This is a genomic window from Arthrobacter sp. R-11, assembly GCF_049913155.1.
Classification (GTDB): Bacteria; Actinomycetota; Actinomycetes; order Actinomycetales; family Micrococcaceae; genus Arthrobacter.
On the sequence record NZ_CP183979.1, the window covers coordinates 2728359 to 2748483 of the forward strand.

The window sequence follows — 20125 nt, forward strand, 5'->3', positions numbered from 1 at the left end:
CAACAAGATGCCGCGACAGCCTGACATAATCGAGTGCCGGGTCCGAGAGGAGCTGGTTGAAACATGGCAGAAGGATTGATGAAGTCCGATATTGTGACAGTCCGTGCCGGTGACGTCGACGTCAGATTCGCATTGCCGTCGAATGTTGATCACATCAGCAGGGTAATCAGAGCCACTGGCGACTTTTACGAGCGTCCGTTCCTTGACGCGCTTGCGCCGATTCTTTCGCCCGGAAATCTTGTGGTTGACGTCGGCGCGAATATCGGAAACCACTCACTGTACTTTGCAAAGCTTCTCCGCTGTAACGTCATCGCTTTCGAGCCGGTTGAGACGACTCTGGAATGCTTGCTGCACAATGTCGAAATCAATTATGCGGACGCCAACATTGAAGTCCGCCCGTTCGCAGTCGGCAGCGCACCAGGGCACGCGAGAATCACCACCTTCGATGAGTCGAACCTGGGAGCAACCTCGCTGGTCCAAACCGAGGATGGCGATCTTCCGTTGACGTCGCTCGACAACGAATCCATCGGCAGTCGTGTTTCCCTCATCAAGATCGATGTCGAGGGAATGGACCTGGAGGTTATCCGCGGCGGTTTGGCCCTAATCGAGCGCGATCGTCCGTTCATTTCATGCGAGTTGAACGACCCCGCCGAACTGCAGGCGCTCGAAGGCATCCTTGAAACCATCGACTACGTTTGCCTGGGCGTCTATAACGCAACACCGACATACATCCTTGCACCGGCGCGGACCCCACTCGAGCAGGCGGCGATCGTGAGGTTCCAAGGCCAGCAACTGCAGGCCGTCAGGGACATGCACAAGGAACTTGATTCCCGCCTCCTGAGATCAAACAGGTACACGGAGCGGCTTCATCGGGAGGCCCTCCAGGAAATCAACAGCCGGACGGAGCCCCGGGACAAGCAGCCAAGGGTGGCTGCGCCGGTTGCCGGAGAACCGGATGGCAACGAGATCGCCGAAATCCGTGCCCTTCTGGAGGAACTGCGTAGCCTTCAGGAATCGTCTTCCCGGAGGATCGCGGAACTGGAAAACGAGATCTCCGGACTGCGAGGGAAAAAGCAATGACATCCAAGCTCGAGCGAAACTACGAACGGTGGAAAACGCCGCATTTCTCGTGGGATTCGGTCGCTGCCTTTTGCGGAGAAGACACCTGGCAGGACGGAGTGCACACGATCGAGCTTGGTGCTGGGCCAAGCCTCGACCTCATTATCAGCGGCCAACCGTTCTCCCGTCCCTCCATTGCCGTGCCGGTGTTCTTCTCCGGTGCCGTGCAGAACCGCGAGACTAAGGCTGGACCCTTCTTTTCCGGCGGCAATGTCTCACTTTCCGGCGACTTTCCGTACATCTCGATATCCGACCCCTCCCTCGAACTGCACGAGACATTAGGCCTGGCCTGGTACACGGGAAGTGAAGACCAGCGGCTCCACGAGCCGCTGCTCGCGATCCTCAGGGCCTTCTCCGACACCACGAACCGCGAGCTCCTGCTCGTTGGAGGATCGGGCGGTGGGTATACGGCTCTCTTCTACGGCCAGAAAATGGGAGACCGCGCCTCAGTATTCGTATGGAATGCCCAGACAGACATTCTCGAATACAACGAGAAGTTCGTCCGGCAGTACTTGGAGACCGCATTTCCAAACCACACAGGCACCCTCCAGTCACAGGATTGGAAATCACGGGTACGGCAGGAACTCGCCGACGCGGGAGTGCAGCTTTCCCTCCTTCCGGACGCAACAGCTGGCCTTCGGCCGAGGCGCACCGTTTTTATCCAAAATGCAACGGACTGGCACGTACCGGTCCATACTGCTCCGTTCATCGAGGCCGGCAACTACAGGCATCTGGGACGGGGCCTCTACCAACACGGGGTCAACCACGCGGTCTGGATCACTCACTTTGGCACCGACCACGCGGCGCTCCCGCCCGAATGCGTCACCTCACTCGTGAAAGACCTGCTCAACCCGGCAAGAACGGCCCTGGAGGTCGTTTCTTCGTTCAAGGATTCCGGCCTCGTGCCCGGACAACTGCCTGGATCCGAACCGCGGGACCTGCGCCATCTGAAGGACGATCTCGAAAGCCAGCTGTCGGTCGACCTCGAAAGAAACCACGACGGCGGTCTCCTCGCCCGCATCAATCTTGGAGACGTCCCGCCCGGGTACGGAGGGCTCCGTTTCGGCTTCTTCAAACACGGGACCGACGGTACGGTCTCGAACCCGAAATGGTACTCATCGGACACGGAATGTATTTTCCCGTATGACGGCGTGCAAGAAAGCTTCACGGCACAGGTCCGGGTCCGCGACGGATTCAACAATGAGCTCTTTTCGATCGAAGCCGCGGCGCGGCTGGAAGCCAGTCCTTCGCGTTTCTTCATTTATGGCAGCTGCGTCACACGCGACGCGTTTGCGCTGGAACACGAATTCGAGCTAGTCAACTATATTGCGCGCTCACCATTCGGCAGCGCATTCGCCGAACCGCCGAAGGACCTCGATGTGGAGCTTCAATCCATACAAAGTCCATTCCAGCGGCGAATGGTCCGGGCCGATGTCAGCAAGCAGCTCGACGGCCTGCTCCGGGACTCGGATTTCGACTATTTGCTGGTGGACCTCATCGACGAGCGGATCCGGTTGATGCCATATCAGGACACCGTGATCGCGTATTCCACGGAGCTGCAGAAAACCGGGACCTCGGCTACTTCCGATCAGCTCCTACGCGTCGGCTCGGACGACTACTACGCACGCTGGACGGCCGGCCTGCAGCGCCTGCTCGCCGCTTGCCCTGCTTCCAAGATCATCGTGAACCGGGTCTTTTGGGCGACTGTCACCGACGAGGGCGTGGATCTTCCCAACCAGGTCGAAATCGCGCATCACAACACTGTTCTCAATCGCTTGTACGACGACCTCGCCGCCCATCCGGAAATCCGTTTCATCGACTATCCGGAACGGCTGCTCGTAGCCGACAGCAAGCACAGGTGGGGGCCAGCCCCCTACCATTTTGTCGGCGGGGTATCCACTCATCTGTTGGACGAGCTTGCAAAGATCTCCGGGCACTGAGCCAAAGGGGGCCAGCCGTCTGGCTGGCCCCCTTTGGGGTGCGTCGGTTTCCGGGAGGCTGGCCCTTTTCCGCGAGGCCGCGGCAGGCAGCTGCCCTAGAAGGACGTAAAGTGCTTGGACACCGAATCCTGCCGTGCTTTCCCGGCAAGGTCGGAACGGTTCATCCCTGAAGGCGGAGTGAACATCTCCTCCACCTCCTCTTCCGGCGACTCTGTTTCGACGGGTCGGAGGGATTTCAATCGTGCCAGTGCTATCTCAGCGTCCCCCGGCCAGCACATCGACGGGATGCCAATGTGGCCGTCTCCAACATAAGGCCGTGAAATCGTGACACGCCCATCCAAGGCAACGAACGCCCCGGAGGACTCGCCGAGCTCGGCCAAGAAGGGTTCAAGATGCTCAACCGTGTGCCATGTGTCGCCCGCATTGTGGACGTACGAGATCAGGTTTCCCCTGTTCCACCGCGGGTCGGTGTAGCGGTCCGCAATACGGAATCGATGTGAGAAGTCCGCCATGATCTCTTCGTAGGACATGCCAGGCCACGCGGCCCGGAGCGTTTCCAGGATGGGGGTGCGGATGGAATAGCGGAATACGTCAGTCTGCGGTATGCGAGGGACGGCGACTGAATTACGGAACCGGGCTCCCATCCGCATAGCCACGAACCCTCCGGCGGACGAGCCTTCCAGGACCAGGTACCGCGCACCGGAGGCAGCCATCACCTTGCGGATAATCGCTTCCATCCAGTCGTCAGGATCAACCGCCGGGGTACCGAGGTACCACGACAACCTGTTCGCAGGAGCAAGTGTCAGGGTCGGGTCGGCGAAGAGCACGAACGGCGAACGGGAGTTCCTCGAAATAGCCACCGGGGCAAAGTAGCGGCCATCAGGTGTGCTGGGTCCTTTTGCAGCGTGAAACCCTGCGCGCATTTCGCTGCGAAGGCTCTTTTGGCAATTGACCAGGAAGGACAGGGTCATTCCGTCGCCTATGGCTAAGGTGTAGATTCTTTCGTCGTCCGCTGTTGTGGGATTGAAATCGTCGATGCTGTCAAGCGGAACAACAGGTACACCGTAGAATTCGTCGCGTTCTTCCACTTTGGTTGTCGCTCTTTCGTTTTTCCGGGCAGGGGTTGGCAATATGCAGGTTCGGAGCTCGCGTTGTTCCCTAGTTCCTTGCCGGAACGACGACCCAAGTCAGTACAGACTCGTCGCCTTCGGGCTCTCTGGAACCGAGGCGGCGGATTTCGGCAAAGGTTCCATTCCGCTTCAATTCGATAATGGGCCCGCCAGGCTTCCCGCCCTCCTCAAATGGTCGTGCCGACACCAGGTCCCAGTCACCAAAGCGGGTCGCATGAAGAAGATCCTCGAAATAGGTTTCGTTTGGAACGTTTTCCCAGACCGTCAACCAGTCGACGTCGGTGCTGTCCAGTTCGGACTCCGGTGCGACGTGGATTCCGTGCTGCTCCAACTTCGCGCGGTCACCGGCGTCAAGGTGATCTGCGAACACAACGCGTGGCCGCCAGCTTTGACGAGTCATCGCCTCGATGTCAGCCGGAGTGGCACCAGCGGCTACGACCGCATAAGACGGCAGAACCGGCGCGACGACGGGAATCCCGGCCGTCCTCATCACGATGGTCAGCGCTTGGTCGGCCAGGTGGGAGCGGGTAATGGTGCGCATCTGGTTCCACGCCGTTTCAAGGCGTAGCTTTTCATCGGTCATCCATCCAGCCAGCAGTTCCGCCCAGCGCTCATCCGAATCGCCTGCCTCAATGCCCTGGATCTGCTCCGTGATCCCGCGGCCGCGCCCGCTGAGGACCACTGACCCGCTTGCGGCTACCTCGACTACGCGCCGCGAAAACATCGTCGGTGAATCGTTGGCCGAGTTCACGTTGATATTCACCGGATGCGCTTTGTAGACCTTCAGGACTTCCTGGTACGGCACACCTTCGCGCACGAAGGGAGCCAACTCCGGAGGGAATCGGTACGGCGAGTTGGGTACGTTGACCTGGCGGTCGTAGATGGTCAGCCCGTGGAGCTTCGCGGCATCAAGAATCCGGTGGAGTTCAAGGGAGCGTTCCTTGAAGCGGTCCCCGTAATAAGTGCCTGCGTAGCTGACGGTGTGCAGATAGGGCCGGTCCGTGGGCATGGGATTATGGATCGCCGGCTCGGCGTAGAACGGCAAGGAGGAAACCGTCTTCACAACGGATTCTTCGTATTGGAGATACTTGCCCACCATGTCCGCGTCGGTCGTGAAAACGTGGTCCATCATGGCGGCAGTCCGCTCGAACGCACGGAAATGGACCGGGTCTTCCTTGTTCCAGAAGATCACGGGTATGTTCCGTGCCCTGGCTACCTTGATGATCCGCTCGAGGTCGACGATCTCGTCCGGGTAATAGGCAACCCCCCGGCGCCACTGGTAGTCAGGACCTTCCCACGCCGATTCGACAAAGATTGCATCGAGGTCCAAGGAGGCTACTTGGACATAGCCCTCTTCCCTGGATAGTGGCACGGTCTCAAAGGAATGCGCGATTGTCGCGCTCGTGAATTGATCCGCAATCACCCCGACCCGCATGGACCCCAGTTCGCGCTGGATTGCCGGAGACAGTGCAGCTGAATAGCTCTGTTGCGCCTGCCCGGCAGACGCCAGCGGGCTGGAACCGGGCGCAAAAGCCGCGTCGGACTGCGCCGCGCATATTGCCGAAAGCTCTTCATCTCCGCGGTCGTCGAGCAGGTCCCCCTGGCCCTCGCTGAGAAAAGGCACACCGAGGCGGCGCGCTGCCAGCAGGGCCGGCAGGGCTACCCAGAAGTCTCCCTGCGCGGCGATGGCCGCAGGCCGGAACGCACGTGCCTCGCGCACAATGGCGTCCGTTGCGGCAAGGACGAATTTCGGGAGACGCAGTCCGGCGGAATTCCTCAGAGGTATGCGAACTGCGGGCACCCCGTCAAGTTCGATTTCCGTGCGTCCTTCGTCTTCAGCGTCAAAGTCGGGGTTGATTGCAGCGGAAGCAATACTCACCAAATGCAGGGCGCCAGACTCAACATCATCCGCTACAGCCGTCGGCCAGGAAGAGGTTCTTATTCCTTTTCGGGACTCATCGAATACAAACAGGACGCTTTCGGGCCTGACAAGGTAAGCGGCGCCCTGACTCCGTTCAGGAATCCTTGGCGGTTCGCTCTTAAGGGCTTCGATCCCCTCCTTCCATCGCCACTCAAAGAGATAACGCTGGGAGGATAGGTAAACGAAGTCCGGGTACTCTTCAGCCAGCTGTCGAATCCTGTCCAACTCGCCGTCGCGATGAAGCGCGGCGAACAGCCAGGCAAGGGACGTGCTGCTTGGTTTTGCCAAGAAGCTTCGCTCCAGGTTCTCGGCGGAGACGTTATCCCCGGGGACGCTCGAGTGGGCTCCTTCAAGGGTCAGGAGCAGGCGCAGCCATTCCTGCCCGTTCTTCACCAAGTCGAACTGCCGCGCGTGTGCGACCGCGGCATTCGAAACCTCAAGGTATTTTTCGGCGCTTTGGTTGACCCGCTTGATGTAGTCCACCGCAGCCATCGTGTCCTCATGGACCCACTCGCTCCCGAAGATCTCCTGGGCACCCTCACGTTCCCAGACCACGGGTACCGCACCGGAGGCCATGCCTTCAACGGGAGCCAGATGGAATGTTTCACGGAAGCTGGGTGACAGCATCCAGCCGATGTTCTGGAACCAGCGCCCCATGTCGGGGCCGAATTCATCAAAGGCAATTCTTCGCCGCAGCTCGGGATTCGAGGCAATCCGCTCGTAGAAGGCTTCATAGGCTTCGCGGATGACCTCGTTTTGCCACATCCATCCGTATTCCCATGGTGCGCGGCCGCGAATATGGACCGTGTATCTGGCATCCGTGGCCAACAACTGCTCCAGTATGTCCAGGGCACGGTCGGGCCGCTTCAGGATCGGAACAATTCCAGCAATGCCGATGTGGAAGCGTGCTTCTTCCCTCTTGGGACGGTTCAAGTCCAAAACGTCGACCACATTCGGGATAACGGCGGTTTTCTCCCGCGGCCATCCCAGTTCCTGGACCACTTTGTTCCGGTAAAACTCGGACACGAAAATGATCCGGTCAACATTTGCGATGTTGATTTCCTGGATCCAGGGCGAAAAGAGTTCGTAACCGTGGAACCGGACCACCAGAGTCTGCCCAGGCAATTTCTCCCACGAATACCAGACGGCATTGTGGGACGCGAATTCGCAAAATATCAGGTCGGCCCATTCCAACAGGATTCGGCTCTGCGTCTCATCTTGCTGGTTTTGAGCCACCCAATGGTCGGCTCGCAGTTCCACATCCTGCCTCTGCGACAACACGTCAATAAGCTCGCCGGCAAACTTGAAGTCATGGCCAGCCATCAGGACACGCCGCTTGCCAGGGAGGAGCGGAACGGCTGCGTAATCCGCGACTGCCCTATCAAGGTAGTCGCGAAGAAGCTCCGCACCGGACCCGGCCTGTGCGTCAGTTGAATACGCCTCTTCCATTCCATAGGAGAGCGTCGGAAGCAGGACGCCCTTGGAGGTCGCCGCCGGAATCCTGGACTCCAGGACGGCCCTGGCCTCGTCTTTCACATAGACAAGGCGCGACGCAGTCTCCGCAAACTGCTGGAAAAGCGGTCGTGACTGGTTGAATTCCTCCAGGCCTTCAAAGTCGATCAGGGGCCACAACTTGCGCTGCAGGACGTTGTTGGTGAACCCGGATACCACCGTCTCCAGATCGTCCGTCAGCACCGCGCAGCACTCAAGGTCCGATGAGGCAACAGCAACATGCCAGGCAGCGAACCGCGGCAAGAGCCGCTCGTTCTCGATCTGATGGGCAGCGGTTGCAGGCTGCAGCACTGTGACATGAGGGCTGTCCTGTTCCAAGGAAGCAAAGATGGACAGGCCGTCGTGGCACAGGACGATTGCGTGGACTTCCTCGGAAGCTACCGAGCTCGCCATCCGGTAGGTGCGGCTGGCCCAGGCTGACGTATCTTCCTCGCCCGGACGACGGTACAGGAGGACCCGGCGCTGCGCCCGCTTCATGTTATGCATCCTGCGGGCATCGCATGCGTCCATGAGCTGGACCCGATGGTTGGCTGTCGGCACCGCTTGCCGCAGGACGTGCTGCTGCGCCGCGTCTTCCACGAGAGTGAACCCGGAATACCGCACGACGGCTTGCAACGGTTCGAGTCCTTCTTTACCGGTGCCCATTTGCGAAGCAACATCTGAGGCGGACAGGACGGACCAGAAGTGCTTGGCGGGGAGTCCCAGGCGCACAAGTTCCTGGTTCAGGAGCAGTCCATCTGCAAGAACAAGATCAAAGTCGTCCTGCGCAAACTTGTCCCGTACAAGCGAAGCGAAGTTCCGGATGAACTCATCCTCGGATTCATCTTGGTTGCGGGAAAGGAGCCACATGCGGCCGGGAGAAACGTCCAGGAGATCCTCGAGCGCCGGCGACGCCGCCACGATCGACAGTTCGGAGTCAGCAACGGTCCCCATGAGTTTTCGGACGGCCCCAAAACGACTGCGGTCGGCTTCCGTCGATTCCGGCTTGCTCGCCGAGCAAAAGAGCACTCTCATGTCAGATTCCGCCTTCGTTCGTCGGTACGTACGGAGCTTTGGCAAACCGATGCGCTATCTGGAATATTGCGCGCCGCGGGGCTCCTTCCGGCACGCTGCTCTCGGAGTGTTCGGAAGGGAAGACTTCAGTGCCTATCTCCCTGAGCATGTTTGTGAAGTATCCATCGGGGGTTCCGTTCTCAATGAACAGCACCGGCACCTGACGCTTCCTGCTCCACGGCAGAAGCCGGCGGATTGTGTCGACTGCCGCGCCGCCCGTCGCATCTTCAGCGCCGAACCATGGACCATCCTGGAATGCTGAGCGGTGGATGACAATCATCCGCGGCTGCCCGGCATCGACGGAGTTGACCAACGTCGAAGGCAGCAGAGGCATGACGGAATACGACTTTTCAAGCTCGTCGTACAGTTCATCGTGAACGATCGTGGCGACTTTGAGCCTGGGATGGTGTGGGGATGCGGAGTGGTACCCGATCCTGAGCATGTCGGCCAGCCTGATCTTCGCCTCGTTCGGCGGCGGCGGAGTGGATGACCGCCCTCTCGTGGCAAGCAAGCGCTCAACGCTGCCGATGCCCGGGTCGAGTTCTGTCTCTTCAACCTTGCTCACGCGATTCTCCCCAGTAGATTTCCCGACCAGTGCACCGTCGGCCTTCCGCGTTCGAGCACGATGAGTATGTTACAAGATGTCCATGTGCCCCGTTCAAAAGCGACAACAAAGGTCGACTTTCTTGAACTCTCGGAGCAAATGCCGGATTCCTTGACTTTTATCTGTGCGCCCGAAGTAGTAAGGCGTCCGTTGACAACCAATCAATACAATAGGACCCGGCAGGGCCCTGTGCGGGCTGTCGAAAATGAAAAACGGCCCCGGGCAGATGCCCGGAGCCGTTTCATTGTGACCCCAGCGGGATTCGAACCCGCGTTACCGCCGTGAGAGGGCGGCGTACTAGGCCGCTATACGATGGGGCCAAGCACTTTTCCGATTGCGGCTTCCCGCGATCAGGCTGAATTATTATTTCACACATTCAGCTTTGTTCCAAATCGGCGAACCGTTCGAAACTTCCGAAACAACCTCGTTTTAACTCGGTTTATTCAGAGCTGGGATACCAGGACTCGAACCTAGAATGACGGTACCAGAAACCGTAGTGTTGCCAATTACACCATATCCCATCGGCGCTTTCAGGCCGGCCCGAAGGCTTCAACCTTCGCTCCGTGCCCCTCAGCACGAGTAATTACTTTACCCGAGACTCCCGGCGCGCACAAATCGGCCGGCGACCGGCGCTTCGGAGCGCCTGGGGTGCGGCGGAGCGTTCCGGCGAAACCCTTGATTCAATCGCGGACTTAAGTTTACTCTCGGTAAGTTACCGCTCGGTAACCAGCATCCGAGGTCCCTCAACGAAGCCTGGACCGGATGCCGACCATGCCACATGGGGGTCTATGCCTGCAGCGTCGCAGGCACAGAGACGTTGAGAGGAAAGCCTTTGACTCGTAACCTCAGCCAAACCACGCCACGAAGCCGTGGCCAGAACATGGCCATCTGCATTCTTGTTCTCCTTCTCATTGCTTTCGCCGCCTTCTACGCGATGGTCACCGGCAAGATCACCGCAGGAGCCGAACGGCTCGATGCCGGCGCCAGCCAAGCGTCCGCAGGAGCGGTCCAGCTCAAGGACGGTGCTGCAAGGCTTGCCCTTGGTGCCGGTGAAGCCGAGGAAGGCGCCGGAAAACTCGCGGCAGGGGCGTCGACAATCCAGTCCGGCGTCGAAAACAAGCTCGCACCCGGGGCCGCGAAGCTGAATGAGGGCGCAGGGAAGCTGGCCAGCGGGGCGCTCAAAATCCAGAACGACGTGAAGGTCAAGCTGGCACCGGGTGTCTACAAAGTGGACGACGGCGCCCAGCGGCTTGCCGCAGCGGCACGCCAGCTCTCCGCTGCGCTTACTCCAAGCAGCACTGGGAGCGCCGAAAACAACCTGGCCGACGGCGCCACGCAACTGAGCAACGGGGCGTCCAGGCTTGAGGACGGTGCATCGCGACTGGACGACGGCGCGCGCCAGCTGGACGACGGTGCCTCACGGCTCGCGGCCGGCACGGTCCAGCTCAGGGGCTACCGTGGCGCCAACAACGACCCCGCCCAGGGCACCGGAACCGCGGCGCTGGCACAAGGCCTCCAGAAGCTTGCCGATGCCGCGAACGGCGCGCAGGGTATGGTGCCCCTTGGCCTGTTGAAGGAGCAGATCAATGCACTGAACGCAGGAGCCCAACGGCTGGACAGCGGGGCCGCCCAGTTGCAGGCCGGTGCCGCACGCCTGGAATCAGGGGCATCGGAGCTGCACGCGGGCACCTCCCGGCTCGCCGGCGGCAGCGGTGAACTGGCCGACGGTTCCCGGAAGCTCACCGCCGGTTTCGCCACCCTCGCAGGCAAGCTCAACAGCGCGGACCCCCAAGCCCCGGGACTGGTACTGGGAACCCGGCAACTGGCCGAGGGGACGGCGAAGATCAGGACCGGCATGGACGGGGTGCCCGGCGATCCTGAGCATCCCGGATTGCTGAAGGCCACGGCAGGCATGACTGAAGGAACCGGCCGCCTGGCAGACGGTAGCAAGTCCCTGCTCGCCGGCATCACGGGCGATCCCGGGGACCCGGCAAATCCAGGCCTGCTGGGCGGCTCCAGTGTCCTGGCCGCGGGCGCGGCCAGGCTCTCGGACGGCAGCACGCGGCTGGCCTCGGGGACGGCACAGCTATCGGATGGTGCCGCAAAACTCGCGTCCGGCAATGGCAGGATCGCCGCGGGAACGGCAGAGCTTCACCGCGGGGCCGCGGCAGTGTCGCCTGCGTCCATGGCGGACAGTTCACGCAGTGCTGCGGCGTTGGGCGTCGTTGGCGCCCTTGGTGCCGGATCCATCGGCGCGTTCGTGTTCATGCGGAAACGCAGGAACACAGCCTGAAGCGGAACCCTCTGATGCGGAGGAGGGCTGCGTCGGAATCGCAGCCCTCCTCGCCCCAGTCAGTCGAGCAGCCGTACCAGCGAATCGATCTCCCGGCCGGCAAAGCCCTCAACGGTTTCCCCGACCCGGTTGAGCCAGACCCCGCGCAGGCCCGCGGCCGTGGCGCCGTCCGCGTCGAGCAGGCGGTTGTCCCCCACGTACAGGGTCTCTTCCGGACGCGTGCCGAGGAGGCGGACCCCTTCAAGGTAGATGGCAGGGTCCGGCTTCGGCACGCCGACGGTGTCGGTTCCGACCAGCACCGAGATCCGGGACAGGCCGGCGCTGTCCAGCTTGACCCGCTGGTAGTCGTGCACGTTGTTGCTCACGGCTCCGTACGGGATCCCGGCGGCGTCGAGAGCGTCCAGGACGGGTGCGACGTCGTCGAAAGCGCGCACGTAGCTCGGCTGCAACCGGGCGTACTCGCTGAGCCAGGCGTGCGACTCGTCGCCTTCTTCGAGTTCGACGCCGAAGTGCCCCAGCGCCGCACGTCCCCGGAGCAGTCGCTGTTCATTGAAAGTGAGCTCACCGGCGAGGTACCGGTCGTAGAAGTGCGTGGTCTCGTGGGTGAAGATGCGCCCGAACTTCTCCCACCCGGCCGCGTCGAGGCCGGGGAGGAGGTGTTCGCTGACGTCGCGCAGCGCGGTGGTCATGGCGTATTCGAGGTCCACGAGGGTGTCATCGATATCGAAGAGGACGCCCCGCACCGTGCCAAAGGACCCCGTGCCGAAGGAACCCGTACCGAAAGGTCCGATGCCGGTGGCGACTGGACGTGCCGCTGTGCTGCCCATGCCGTTCCTAGCCGCGGAAGGCGCGCAGCCGGGCGAGGGAAGAATCCTTGCCCAGGATGACCATGGATTCGAACAAAGGCGGGGACACCCGGCGTCCGGAGATGCCGGTGCGCACGGGACCGAAGGCCAGGCGCGGCTTGATGCCGAGGTCCTCGACGAGGGCCTGCTTCAGCGCGGTCTGGATGTTCTCGGCGTTCCAGTCCTCGATCGGTTCCAGCGCCGCCAGGGCGGCGTCGAGGACTTCGCCGAGGTTCTCCGGCAGTCCCTTGCGGGCGTCGTCCGCGACGTCGACGGCGTCGTCGGACTTGAACAGGAAGGCGAGCATTTCGGGGGCCTCGCCCAAGAGGGTGATGCGCTCCTGGACCAGCGGCGCGGCCTCGGTGAGGATCTCCTCCTGGCGGGCGGTGAGGATCTCCCCCACCAGTCCGGCGTCGCGCAGGTACGGCACCAGGCGCTCCCGGAAGTCTTCGGCGGAAAGCATACGCACATGGGTTCCGTTGATGGCCTCGGCCTTCTTCAGGTCGAAGCGGGCCGGGTTGCCCAGGACGTCGTGGATGTCGAAGTTCTCCACGAGCTGCTCCACGGTGAAGATGTCCTCGTCCGCGGAAAGCGACCAGCCCAGCAGGGACAGGTAGTTGAGCAGGCCTTCGCGGATGAAGCCGCGTTCGCGGTGCAGGAACAGGCTGGACTCGGGGTCGCGCTTGGAGAGCTTCTTGTTGCCCTGGCCCATGACGTAGGGCAGGTGGCCGAACTCCGGCATGTACTCGGCGACGCCGATGGCGTAGAGGGCGCGGTAGAGCGCGATCTGGCGCGGAGTGGAGCTCAGCAGGTCTTCGCCGCGGAGCACGTGCGTGATGCCCATGAGGGCGTCGTCCACCGGGTTGACCAGCGTGTACAGCGGCGCCCCGTTGGCCCGCACCACGGCGAAGTCGGGCACGGATCCGGCCTTGAAGGTGATGTCTCCGCGGACCAGGTCGGTGAAGGTGAGGTCCTCGTCCGGCATGCGCAGGCGCAGCACGGGCTCGCGGCCCTCGGCCTTGTACTGGGCGAGCTGCTCCTCGGTGACGTGCCGGTCGAAGCCGTCGTAGCCCAGCTTCGGATCGCGGCCTGCGGCACGGTGGCGGGCCTCGATCTCCTCGGGGGTGGAGTAGGACTCGTAGATGTGGCCGCCGGCCTTCAGCTTGGCGATGACGTCCTGGTAGATGCCGCTGCGCTGGGACTGCCGGTACGGCTCGTGGGGGCCGCCGACCTCGACGCCCTCGTCCCAGTTGATGCCGAGCCACTTCAGGGCGTCCAGCAGCTGGTGGTAGCTTTCCTCGCTGTCGCGGGCGGCGTCCGTGTCTTCGATGCGGAAGACCAGGGTGCCCTTGGTGTGCCGCGCATAGGCCCAGTTGAACAGGGCGGTGCGGATCAGGCCGACGTGCGGGGTACCGGTGGGCGACGGGCAGAAGCGTACGCGGACCGGGGTTTCGGCGGTGACGGCAGGAATGGCGGCAGAGTTCGACGCGGCAACAGTAGTCATAGTGCTTCCAACTTTACCGCCTGCACGCGCGACGCCCGGACGGAATCCGGGCGTCGCGCGCCTCGCACTCAGCGGCGGACGACGGGGTTGGACAGGCGCCCGATGCCCTCGATTTCGATCTCGTAGCGGTCGCCTTCGCTCACCAGTCCGACGCCGGCCGGCGTACCGGTCATGATGACGTCGCCGGGCAGCAGGGTGAAGGCCTGCGAAACGATCGAAACAAGCTCGCGCACGCTGCGGATCATGTCCCTGGTGTTGCCGTCCTGGCGGAGTTCGCCATTGAGCCAGCCCCGGACGTTCAGGTCCTCGGGATCAAGCTCGGTCTCGATCCAGGGCCCCAGCGGGGCCGAGGTGTCGAAGCCCTTGGCACGCGCCCACTGCAGGTCCGTCTTCTGGACATCGCGGGCGGTGAGGTCGTTGCCGCAGGTGTAGCCGAAGATCACATCGTCAACGCGTTCCTCCGGCACGTCCTTGCAGATACGGCCGATCACCACGCAGAGCTCGGCTTCGAAGGAGACCTGCTCGGAGAATTCCGGCAGGACCACGGGATCGCCCGGGCCCACGACGGCGGTGTTCGGCTTGAGGAACAGCAGGGGCTGGGCGGGGACCTCGTTGCCGAGTTCGGCCGCGTGCTCCGCGTAGTTGCGGCCTACGCCGATCACCTTGCTGCGGGGAATGATGGGGGCGAGCAGCCGGACGTCCTCCAGCTTGTGCTTGACGGAAGTGCGTTCGACGCCGTTGAAGAAGGGATCGCCGTGGATGACAGTGACGGTTTCACTGCCGGGCTCCCCCTCCACGACGCCGTACATGGGATCAGAATCAACAACAAACCGGGCGATACGCATGCCCCCAAGCCTACCGTCGCAGGTAGTCCAGCTGTGCCGCCACCGAGTTCTCGGCAGCGCGCCGCACGGAGGGATCGACGTCGGGATACACGGCGTCGGTGACCGCAATAACACCGGCGTCCGCCCCGAGCTCAGCCAGCGCCGTGCGGATCTGCTCCAGGCGCATAAGCCGGTGGGCGCGGTATTCGCGGCAGACGGCGTCGGTGGCGGGCAGCACCGGGCCGTGGGCGGGCAGCAGCGTCGCGGGCCCCAAGCCTTCGAGGATGTCCAGGCTGCTGAGGTAGTCCCCCAGGCGGCCGTCCGGGTAGTCCAGCACAGTGGTCCCGCGGCCCAGGATGGTGTCCCCGCTCAGCACGGAGCCGTCCGGGCCGTCGTCGGGAAGGTGGAAGCACAGCGAATCGGAGGTGTGGCCGGGGGTGGCGAGGATCCGGATCTCGACTCCCCCGGCGTGCACGATTTCGCCGCCACTCAGCGGTTCGCCGCCATGGCAATGGCGCGGATCGGCCGCGCGGACCGGCGCACCGGTGAGTTCATGGAACCGCGCAGCGGCCTCCGTGTGGTCCGGGTGCCGGTGCGTGATCAGTACCAGTTCCACCGCCCCGGCGCCGGCCAGGGCCGCCAGGTGGTCTTCGTCCAGGGGGCCTGGATCGACCACCACAGTGCCCTCCGCGCCGGGTGCGGAAATCACGTAGGAATTGGTGCCGTCCAGGCTCATCGGCCCGGGATTCGGCGCCAGCCGGAAGCGAGTGAGGCTGCTGCTCTGCACGAACTGGGAATCTTGGGCCGGGTTCATGAAGCCATTAAAGCGCGACGGCGGCCCGCCCACCTTAGTGGGCAGGCCGCCGTCGGGCGTTCCAAGACAGGGCCCACGCCGACGAGGGCCCTGAGCCGAGCTTGCGAGGCTTGGGAGCCGGTGGGGATTAGGCGAGGCGGGTCAGCCAGCCGTGCGTGTCCTCGATGGTGCCGGTCTGGATGCCCAGGATCTGCTCGCGGATGGCCATGGTGACTTCGCCGGCCACGGCGTCCTCGGAACCGATGAACTCGGTCTCATCCTTCAGCACGCCGATCGGGGTGATGACTGCGGCGGTGCCGCAGGCGAAGACCTCGGCGATGTCACCGGAGGCCACGCCGTCGCGCCATTCGGCGAGGGTGATCTTGCGCTCGGCCACCTCGCGGCCCATGTCCTTGGCCACCTGGATGATCGAGGAACGGGTGACGCCCTCGAGGATGGTGCCGGTCAGCGCCGGAGTGGCCAGGGAGCCGTCCTTCATGACGAAGAAGACGTTCATGCCGCCGAGTTCCTCGATGGCATCGTCGTTGAAGTGGTCCAGGAACAGCACCTGCTTGCAGCCGTGGGCTTCCGCTTCCTGCTGGGCGATCAGGGAGGCGGCGTAGTTGCCGCCGCACTTGGCCGCACCGGTTCCGCCGCGGCCGGCGCGGGCGTATTCGCGGGAGATCCAGATGGACACGGGCTTGAGTTCGCCGCCGAAGTAATTGCCGGCGGGCGAAGCGATCACGCGGAAGGAGACTTCACGGGCCGCCCGGACGCCCAGGAAGGCCTCGGTGGCGATCATGAAGGGCCGCAGGTAGAGGGATTCGCCGTCTCCGGAGGGGACCCAGTCCTTATCCGCCTGCACGAGTTCCCGGATGGCGCCGAGGAAGTATTCCTCGGGCAGTTCCGGCAGGGCCAGGCGGTGCGCGGACTGGTTCAGGCGGGCGGCGTTGCGCTCCGGACGGAAGGTCCAGACCGATCCGTCCGCGTGGCGGTATGCCTTCAGGCCCTCGAAGACTTCCTGCCCGTAGTGCAGCACGGCTGCCGAGGGATCCAGGGAGATGGGTCCGTATGGTTCGAGCCGTGCGTTCTGCCAGCCGCCCTTGCCTTCGGCGTCGACCTTGTAGTCGACAACCGCGGTGTGGTCGGTGAAGTAGTCGCCAAAGCCTGGGTTCGCCAGGATGGCCGCACGCTCTTCAGCAGATTTCGGGGTCGCCGAGAACTGCTGGCTGAATTCGACGCCATGGGCAGTCTGAGTCATGGTTCCTCCACTATCGGCTACCGGCCGACGCGAACCCCCTCCCGGGAAAAACCGTTACTGGAGGGCATGGTTCAGCGGCGGACCACGGCAGCAAGTATGTAATTCAAGTCAAGCTTACGCCCCGCTGCGGGGCGCAAGAGTCCGCCTCAGAGCGCTGCCAGAATGGCGTCGCCGATGGCCGCGGTGCTGCGCGGTTCACCGGTGCGCGACTCGACGTCGGAGACCACGGCGGTCTCGATCCGGCGTGCCGCGTCGGCGTATCCGAGGTGGTCCAGCAGCAGGGCCGCGGAGAGGATGGCTGCGGTGGGGTCTGCCTTTTGCTGGCCGGCGATATCCGGTGCGGATCCGTGCACCGGTTCGAACATGGACGGTGCCGTGCGGTCCATGTTGATGTTGCCGGATGCGGCCAGGCCGATGCCGCCGGTAACGGCTGCGGCGAGGTCGGTGATGATGTCGCCGAAGAGGTTGTCCGTGACGATGACGTCGAAGCGCGCCGGGTCGGTGACCAGGAAGATCGTAGCGGCGTCGATGTGCAGGTAGTCGTGGGTGACCTCGGGGAATTCCTTGGACACGGCCTCGACGGTGCGCTTCCACAAGTGTCCCGCGTAGACCAGGACGTTGTGCTTGTGGACGAGGGTGACATGCTTGCGCGGACGGGCGCTGGCACGGCGGAAGGCGTCGCGGACCACGCGCTCCACGCCATGGGCGGTGTTGAGCGAGACTTCGGTGGCCACCTCGTGCGGGGTTCCGCCGCGCAGGGTACCGCCGTTGCCGACGTAGGGGCCTTCAGTGCCTTCACGGACCACGATGAAGTCGATGTTCCCCGGGTTCGCCAGGGGGCTGCCCACCGTGCCGTAGAGGCGGGAGGGGCGCAGGTTCACGTAATGGTCCAGGCTGAAGCGCAGCTTGAGCAGCATCTCGCGCTCGATGATGCCGGAGGGGATGCGGGTGTCCCCCGGTGCGGCACCGACGGCGCCGAAGAGGATGGCGTCGTGCCCGCGGAGCTTCTCAAGGGTCTCATCCGGCAGGGTTTCGCCGGTCTCCAGCCAGTGCTGCGCGCCGAGCTTATACTCGGTACGCGCGAGGGTGATGCCTTCGCTGGCAACAACCTTTTCCAGGACCTTGACGGCCTCGGCGATCACTTCGGGGCCGATGCCGTCGCCGGGGATGACTGCGAGATTAATGGACCGTGCGTTCATCCCACCAGCGTGCCAATGCATCCACATTCTGGTCAAAAACGTCTCATTATTCGAACGCGCTAAGCCGCCTGCGGGCGGCCTCTTTCAGACCGCGGCATGATGTGGCCTGCTTCCGGCGGCCGATAGAGTGCATGGGTGGACAGACGGCATGCACTCTACAACTGGTTCCGGCGCAACCCTTTCAAGGTGGACTTCGCTGCCGCGGCCCTGCTGGTGCTCATGTTCGGCCCTGTCTACCTGTACGCCGGGCGCCCGCTGCTGGCCCTCGTCTCCTGCGCCCTCCTGGCACCGCTCGCCTGGCGCCGGACCCGCCCGGTGGCTGCGGCCGCCGTCGTCGTCCTTGTCTGCCTGGTTCAATGGGCGCTGGTCGTCCAACCGGTTGCCGGGCAGATCGCCGTCCCGCTGGTCATCTACGCGGTGGCCGCCTACGGTCCTGCGTGGGCGAGCCGCTCCGTACTGGTCCTCGGCCTGGTGGGCGCGGTCATGCTGACCACCCGCTACTACAGCAGCAGCGCGGAGTCCGGCATCCAGGACCTGACGGTGGGCGCAACCTACACCGTACTGGTCTGGATGCTGGTCCTGGTCAGCTGGACCCTGGGCGACCTGACCCGGGTACGCCGCCTGCAGCTGCAGGCGCTCGAGGACCGCAACCGCCGCCTGGAAATCGAACAGCAGCAGGAACGCCAGCTCGCCGCCGCCGATGAACGATCGCACATTGCCAGGGAAATGCACGACATCGTGGCGCACTCCCTCGCAGTGATCATCACCCAGGCCGACGGCGCCCGCTACGCTGCCGCGGCAAGGCCCGAGCTCGCCACAGAGGCCCTGGCGACCATCGCCGGCACCGGCCGGAACTCGCTGGCCGAGATGCGGCGGCTGCTTGGCGTGCTGCGCTCCGACGAACAATCCGGCACCCGTCCCCAGCCCGGCTTGGCCGAGCTGGACGAACTCTTCCTGGGTTTCCGCGCCGCCGGCCTGACGCTGTCCTTCGAGCAAGGCGGGGCCCCCTCGGCGCAGGCCGGATCATCCCGGCGCCGGCTGCCGCCGGGAGCCGAACTCACCGCCTACCGCGTCATCCAGGAGGCCCTCACCAATGTCATCAAGCACGCCGGACCGCGGGCCCGGGCGGCCGTGACCCTGCACTGGCGGGGGCGCGCCCTCCACATCGAGGTGCGCGACGACGGCCGTGGGGCAGCCGCCGATCCCAGCCAGGGCGGCGGCAACGGCCTCCGCGGAATGGCCGAGCGGATCGCCCTCTACGATGGATCCTTGGACGCGGGCCCGGCCAGCGGCGGCGGCTTCCGCGTGTCCGCCTTCATCCCCTACTCGGAGTCCTGAACCATGACTGAAACGGCCGGAACGATCCGGGTGGCCCTCGTTGACGACCAGCAACTGGTCCGTTCGGGCTTCGGCATGCTGATCAATTCGCAGCCGGACCTTGAAGTGGTGGCCGAGGCCGGCAACGGTTTCGACGCCGTGCGGGCGCTGGCGGCCACCAGCGCGGATGTGGTCCTCATGGACGTTCGCATGCCGGGCATGGACGGCATCGAAGCCACCCGCAGGATCCTGGAGATGTCCACGTCACAGGCCGCGGCCCGGCCGGCAGGGCCCCCCAGCCAGGACCTGAAGATCGTGGTGCTGACCACCTTCGACCTCGACGAATACGCGCTGGCCGCCATCGAGGCCGGCGCCAGCGGCTTCCTCCTCAAGGACGCCCCGCCGGAGGAACTTCTCGAGGCCATCCGCACCGTGCACCGGGGTGACGCTGTGATCGCGCCGTCCACCACGCGCCGTCTCCTTGACCATGTGGCTCCCCTGTTGCGTGCCCGCACGCCGGAACAGAACGGGCACGCGGCCGCCGTCGAACGACTGACCGTCCGCGAGCGCGAGGTGTTCGAACTGATCGCGCAGGGCCGTTCCAACCCGGAAATCGCCGCGGACCTCTTCCTATCCGAGGCCACCGTGAAGACCCATGTGGGGCACATCCTGGCCAAGCTCGAAGCCAGGGACCGGGTGCAGGTGGTGGTGATCGCCTACGAAACAGGCGTGGTCTCGCCAGGCAGCTGAGGCCCTGGGACCAGTCCCGGCACCACCGGACTCAGACCACGGTATGAGCGCAGGGCCGGA

General features: G+C 63.6%; 14 protein-coding genes and 2 tRNA genes. 5 read left to right on the plus strand and 11 right to left on the minus strand.

Features of this window, described 5'->3' with window-relative positions:
- Window positions 1–63 precede the first annotated feature (63 nt).
- Both ACN9M4_RS12325 and ACN9M4_RS12330 read left to right on the plus strand, forming a co-directional pair.
- A complete protein-coding gene (locus ACN9M4_RS12325) occupies window positions 64–1080 on the plus strand; it encodes an FkbM family methyltransferase (protein WP_426298266.1) in 1017 nt (338 codons plus the stop codon).
- The gene (locus ACN9M4_RS12330) at window positions 1077–3059 is read left to right on the plus strand and encodes a DUF6270 domain-containing protein (protein ID WP_426298268.1); all 1983 of its coding nucleotides are present in this window, start codon (window positions 1077–1079) and stop codon (window positions 3057–3059) included. The genes ACN9M4_RS12325 and ACN9M4_RS12330 overlap by 4 nt, the downstream gene beginning before the upstream one ends.
- 95 nt (window positions 3060–3154) lie before the next feature.
- On the opposite strand, the gene ACN9M4_RS12335 is transcribed toward ACN9M4_RS12330, so the two are convergent.
- The 5 genes from ACN9M4_RS12335 to ACN9M4_RS12355 all read right to left on the minus strand — a co-directional run bounded on the left by ACN9M4_RS12335 (window position 3155) and on the right by ACN9M4_RS12355 (window position 9800).
- Window positions 3155–4147 carry a hypothetical protein gene (locus ACN9M4_RS12335; protein ID WP_426298270.1) on the minus strand — a complete coding sequence of 331 codons (993 nt, stop codon included), beginning with the start codon at window positions 4145–4147 and terminating at the stop codon, window positions 3155–3157.
- A gap of 70 nt (window positions 4148–4217) precedes the next feature.
- Window positions 4218–8636, minus strand: coding sequence for a glycosyltransferase (locus tag ACN9M4_RS12340; RefSeq protein ID WP_426298272.1), 4419 nt, complete (start codon window positions 8634–8636; stop codon window positions 4218–4220).
- A 1-nt stretch (window position 8637) separates the two neighbouring features.
- Window positions 8638–9240 (minus strand): hypothetical protein, encoded by a 603-nt coding sequence (locus ACN9M4_RS12345; protein WP_426298274.1) that lies wholly within the window; start codon window positions 9238–9240, stop codon window positions 8638–8640.
- Window positions 9241–9526: 286 nt separating this feature from the next.
- Window positions 9527–9599: transfer RNA gene (locus ACN9M4_RS12350), tRNA-Glu, on the minus strand.
- 129 nt (window positions 9600–9728) lie between these two features.
- A tRNA-Gln gene (locus ACN9M4_RS12355) sits at window positions 9729–9800 on the minus strand.
- A 311-nt stretch (window positions 9801–10111) separates the two neighbouring features.
- Here ACN9M4_RS12355 and ACN9M4_RS12360 point away from each other — a divergent pair.
- Window positions 10112–11572, plus strand: coding sequence for a hypothetical protein (locus ACN9M4_RS12360; RefSeq protein ID WP_426298276.1), 1461 nt, complete (start codon window positions 10112–10114; stop codon window positions 11570–11572).
- Window positions 11573–11631: 59 nt separating this feature from the next.
- Here the strand turns inward: ACN9M4_RS12360 and ACN9M4_RS12365 are convergent, their stop codons facing one another.
- The 6 genes from ACN9M4_RS12365 to ACN9M4_RS12390 form a co-directional block, all read right to left on the minus strand.
- On the minus strand, window positions 11632–12399 hold the full coding sequence (locus ACN9M4_RS12365; protein ID WP_426298278.1) for an HAD family hydrolase: 768 nt from the start codon (window positions 12397–12399) through the stop codon (window positions 11632–11634).
- Window positions 12400–12406: 7 nt separating this feature from the next.
- Entirely contained in the window at window positions 12407–13921 is a 1515-nt protein-coding gene (gene gltX / locus ACN9M4_RS12370; RefSeq protein WP_426298280.1) for a glutamate--tRNA ligase, read from the minus strand.
- Between the two features lie 68 nt (window positions 13922–13989).
- The gene (locus ACN9M4_RS12375) at window positions 13990–14766 is read right to left on the minus strand and encodes a fumarylacetoacetate hydrolase family protein (protein ID WP_426298282.1); all 777 of its coding nucleotides are present in this window, start codon (window positions 14764–14766) and stop codon (window positions 13990–13992) included.
- A gap of 10 nt (window positions 14767–14776) precedes the next feature.
- Window positions 14777–15559, minus strand: coding sequence for an MBL fold metallo-hydrolase (locus ACN9M4_RS12380; RefSeq protein ID WP_426298284.1), 783 nt, complete (start codon window positions 15557–15559; stop codon window positions 14777–14779).
- A 127-nt stretch (window positions 15560–15686) separates the two neighbouring features.
- The gene (locus ACN9M4_RS12385) at window positions 15687–16799 is read right to left on the minus strand and encodes a branched-chain amino acid aminotransferase (RefSeq protein ID WP_426298286.1); all 1113 of its coding nucleotides are present in this window, start codon (window positions 16797–16799) and stop codon (window positions 15687–15689) included.
- A 146-nt stretch (window positions 16800–16945) separates the two neighbouring features.
- Complete coding sequence (locus ACN9M4_RS12390) at window positions 16946–17998, minus strand: 3-isopropylmalate dehydrogenase (protein WP_426298288.1); 1053 nt, start codon at window positions 17996–17998, stop codon at window positions 16946–16948.
- A 135-nt stretch (window positions 17999–18133) separates the two neighbouring features.
- Between ACN9M4_RS12390 and ACN9M4_RS12395 the strand changes: the two genes are divergently transcribed.
- Both ACN9M4_RS12395 and ACN9M4_RS12400 read left to right on the plus strand, forming a co-directional pair.
- On the plus strand, window positions 18134–19336 hold the full coding sequence (locus ACN9M4_RS12395) for a sensor histidine kinase (protein ID WP_426298290.1): 1203 nt from the start codon (window positions 18134–18136) through the stop codon (window positions 19334–19336).
- A 3-nt stretch (window positions 19337–19339) separates the two neighbouring features.
- Window positions 19340–20065, plus strand: coding sequence for a response regulator (locus ACN9M4_RS12400; RefSeq protein ID WP_426298292.1), 726 nt, complete (start codon window positions 19340–19342; stop codon window positions 20063–20065).
- Window positions 20066–20125 lie beyond the last annotated feature (60 nt).

What these genes read in the sequence shown, in the direction of transcription:
- ACN9M4_RS12325 (WP_426298266.1), top strand. Translation starts at nt 64, where the DNA reads ATGGCAGAAGGATTGATGAAGTCCGATATTGTGACAGTCCGTGCCGGT.
- ACN9M4_RS12330 (WP_426298268.1), top strand. Translation starts at nt 1,077, where the DNA reads ATGACATCCAAGCTCGAGCGAAACTACGAACGGTGGAAAACGCCGCAT.
- ACN9M4_RS12340 (WP_426298272.1), bottom strand. Translation starts at nt 8,636, where the DNA reads ATGAGAGTGCTCTTTTGCTCGGCGAGCAAGCCGGAATCGACGGAAGCC.
- ACN9M4_RS12365 (WP_426298278.1), bottom strand. Translation starts at nt 12,399, where the DNA reads ATGGGCAGCACAGCGGCACGTCCAGTCGCCACCGGCATCGGACCTTTC.
- gltX (WP_426298280.1), bottom strand. Translation starts at nt 13,921, where the DNA reads ATGACTACTGTTGCCGCGTCGAACTCTGCCGCCATTCCTGCCGTCACC.
- ACN9M4_RS12375 (WP_426298282.1), bottom strand. Translation starts at nt 14,766, where the DNA reads ATGCGTATCGCCCGGTTTGTTGTTGATTCTGATCCCATGTACGGCGTC.
- ACN9M4_RS12380 (WP_426298284.1), bottom strand. Translation starts at nt 15,559, where the DNA reads ATGAACCCGGCCCAAGATTCCCAGTTCGTGCAGAGCAGCAGCCTCACT.
- ACN9M4_RS12385 (WP_426298286.1), bottom strand. Translation starts at nt 16,799, where the DNA reads ATGACTCAGACTGCCCATGGCGTCGAATTCAGCCAGCAGTTCTCGGCG.
- ACN9M4_RS12390 (WP_426298288.1), bottom strand. Translation starts at nt 17,998, where the DNA reads ATGAACGCACGGTCCATTAATCTCGCAGTCATCCCCGGCGACGGCATC.
- ACN9M4_RS12400 (WP_426298292.1), top strand. Translation starts at nt 19,340, where the DNA reads ATGACTGAAACGGCCGGAACGATCCGGGTGGCCCTCGTTGACGACCAG.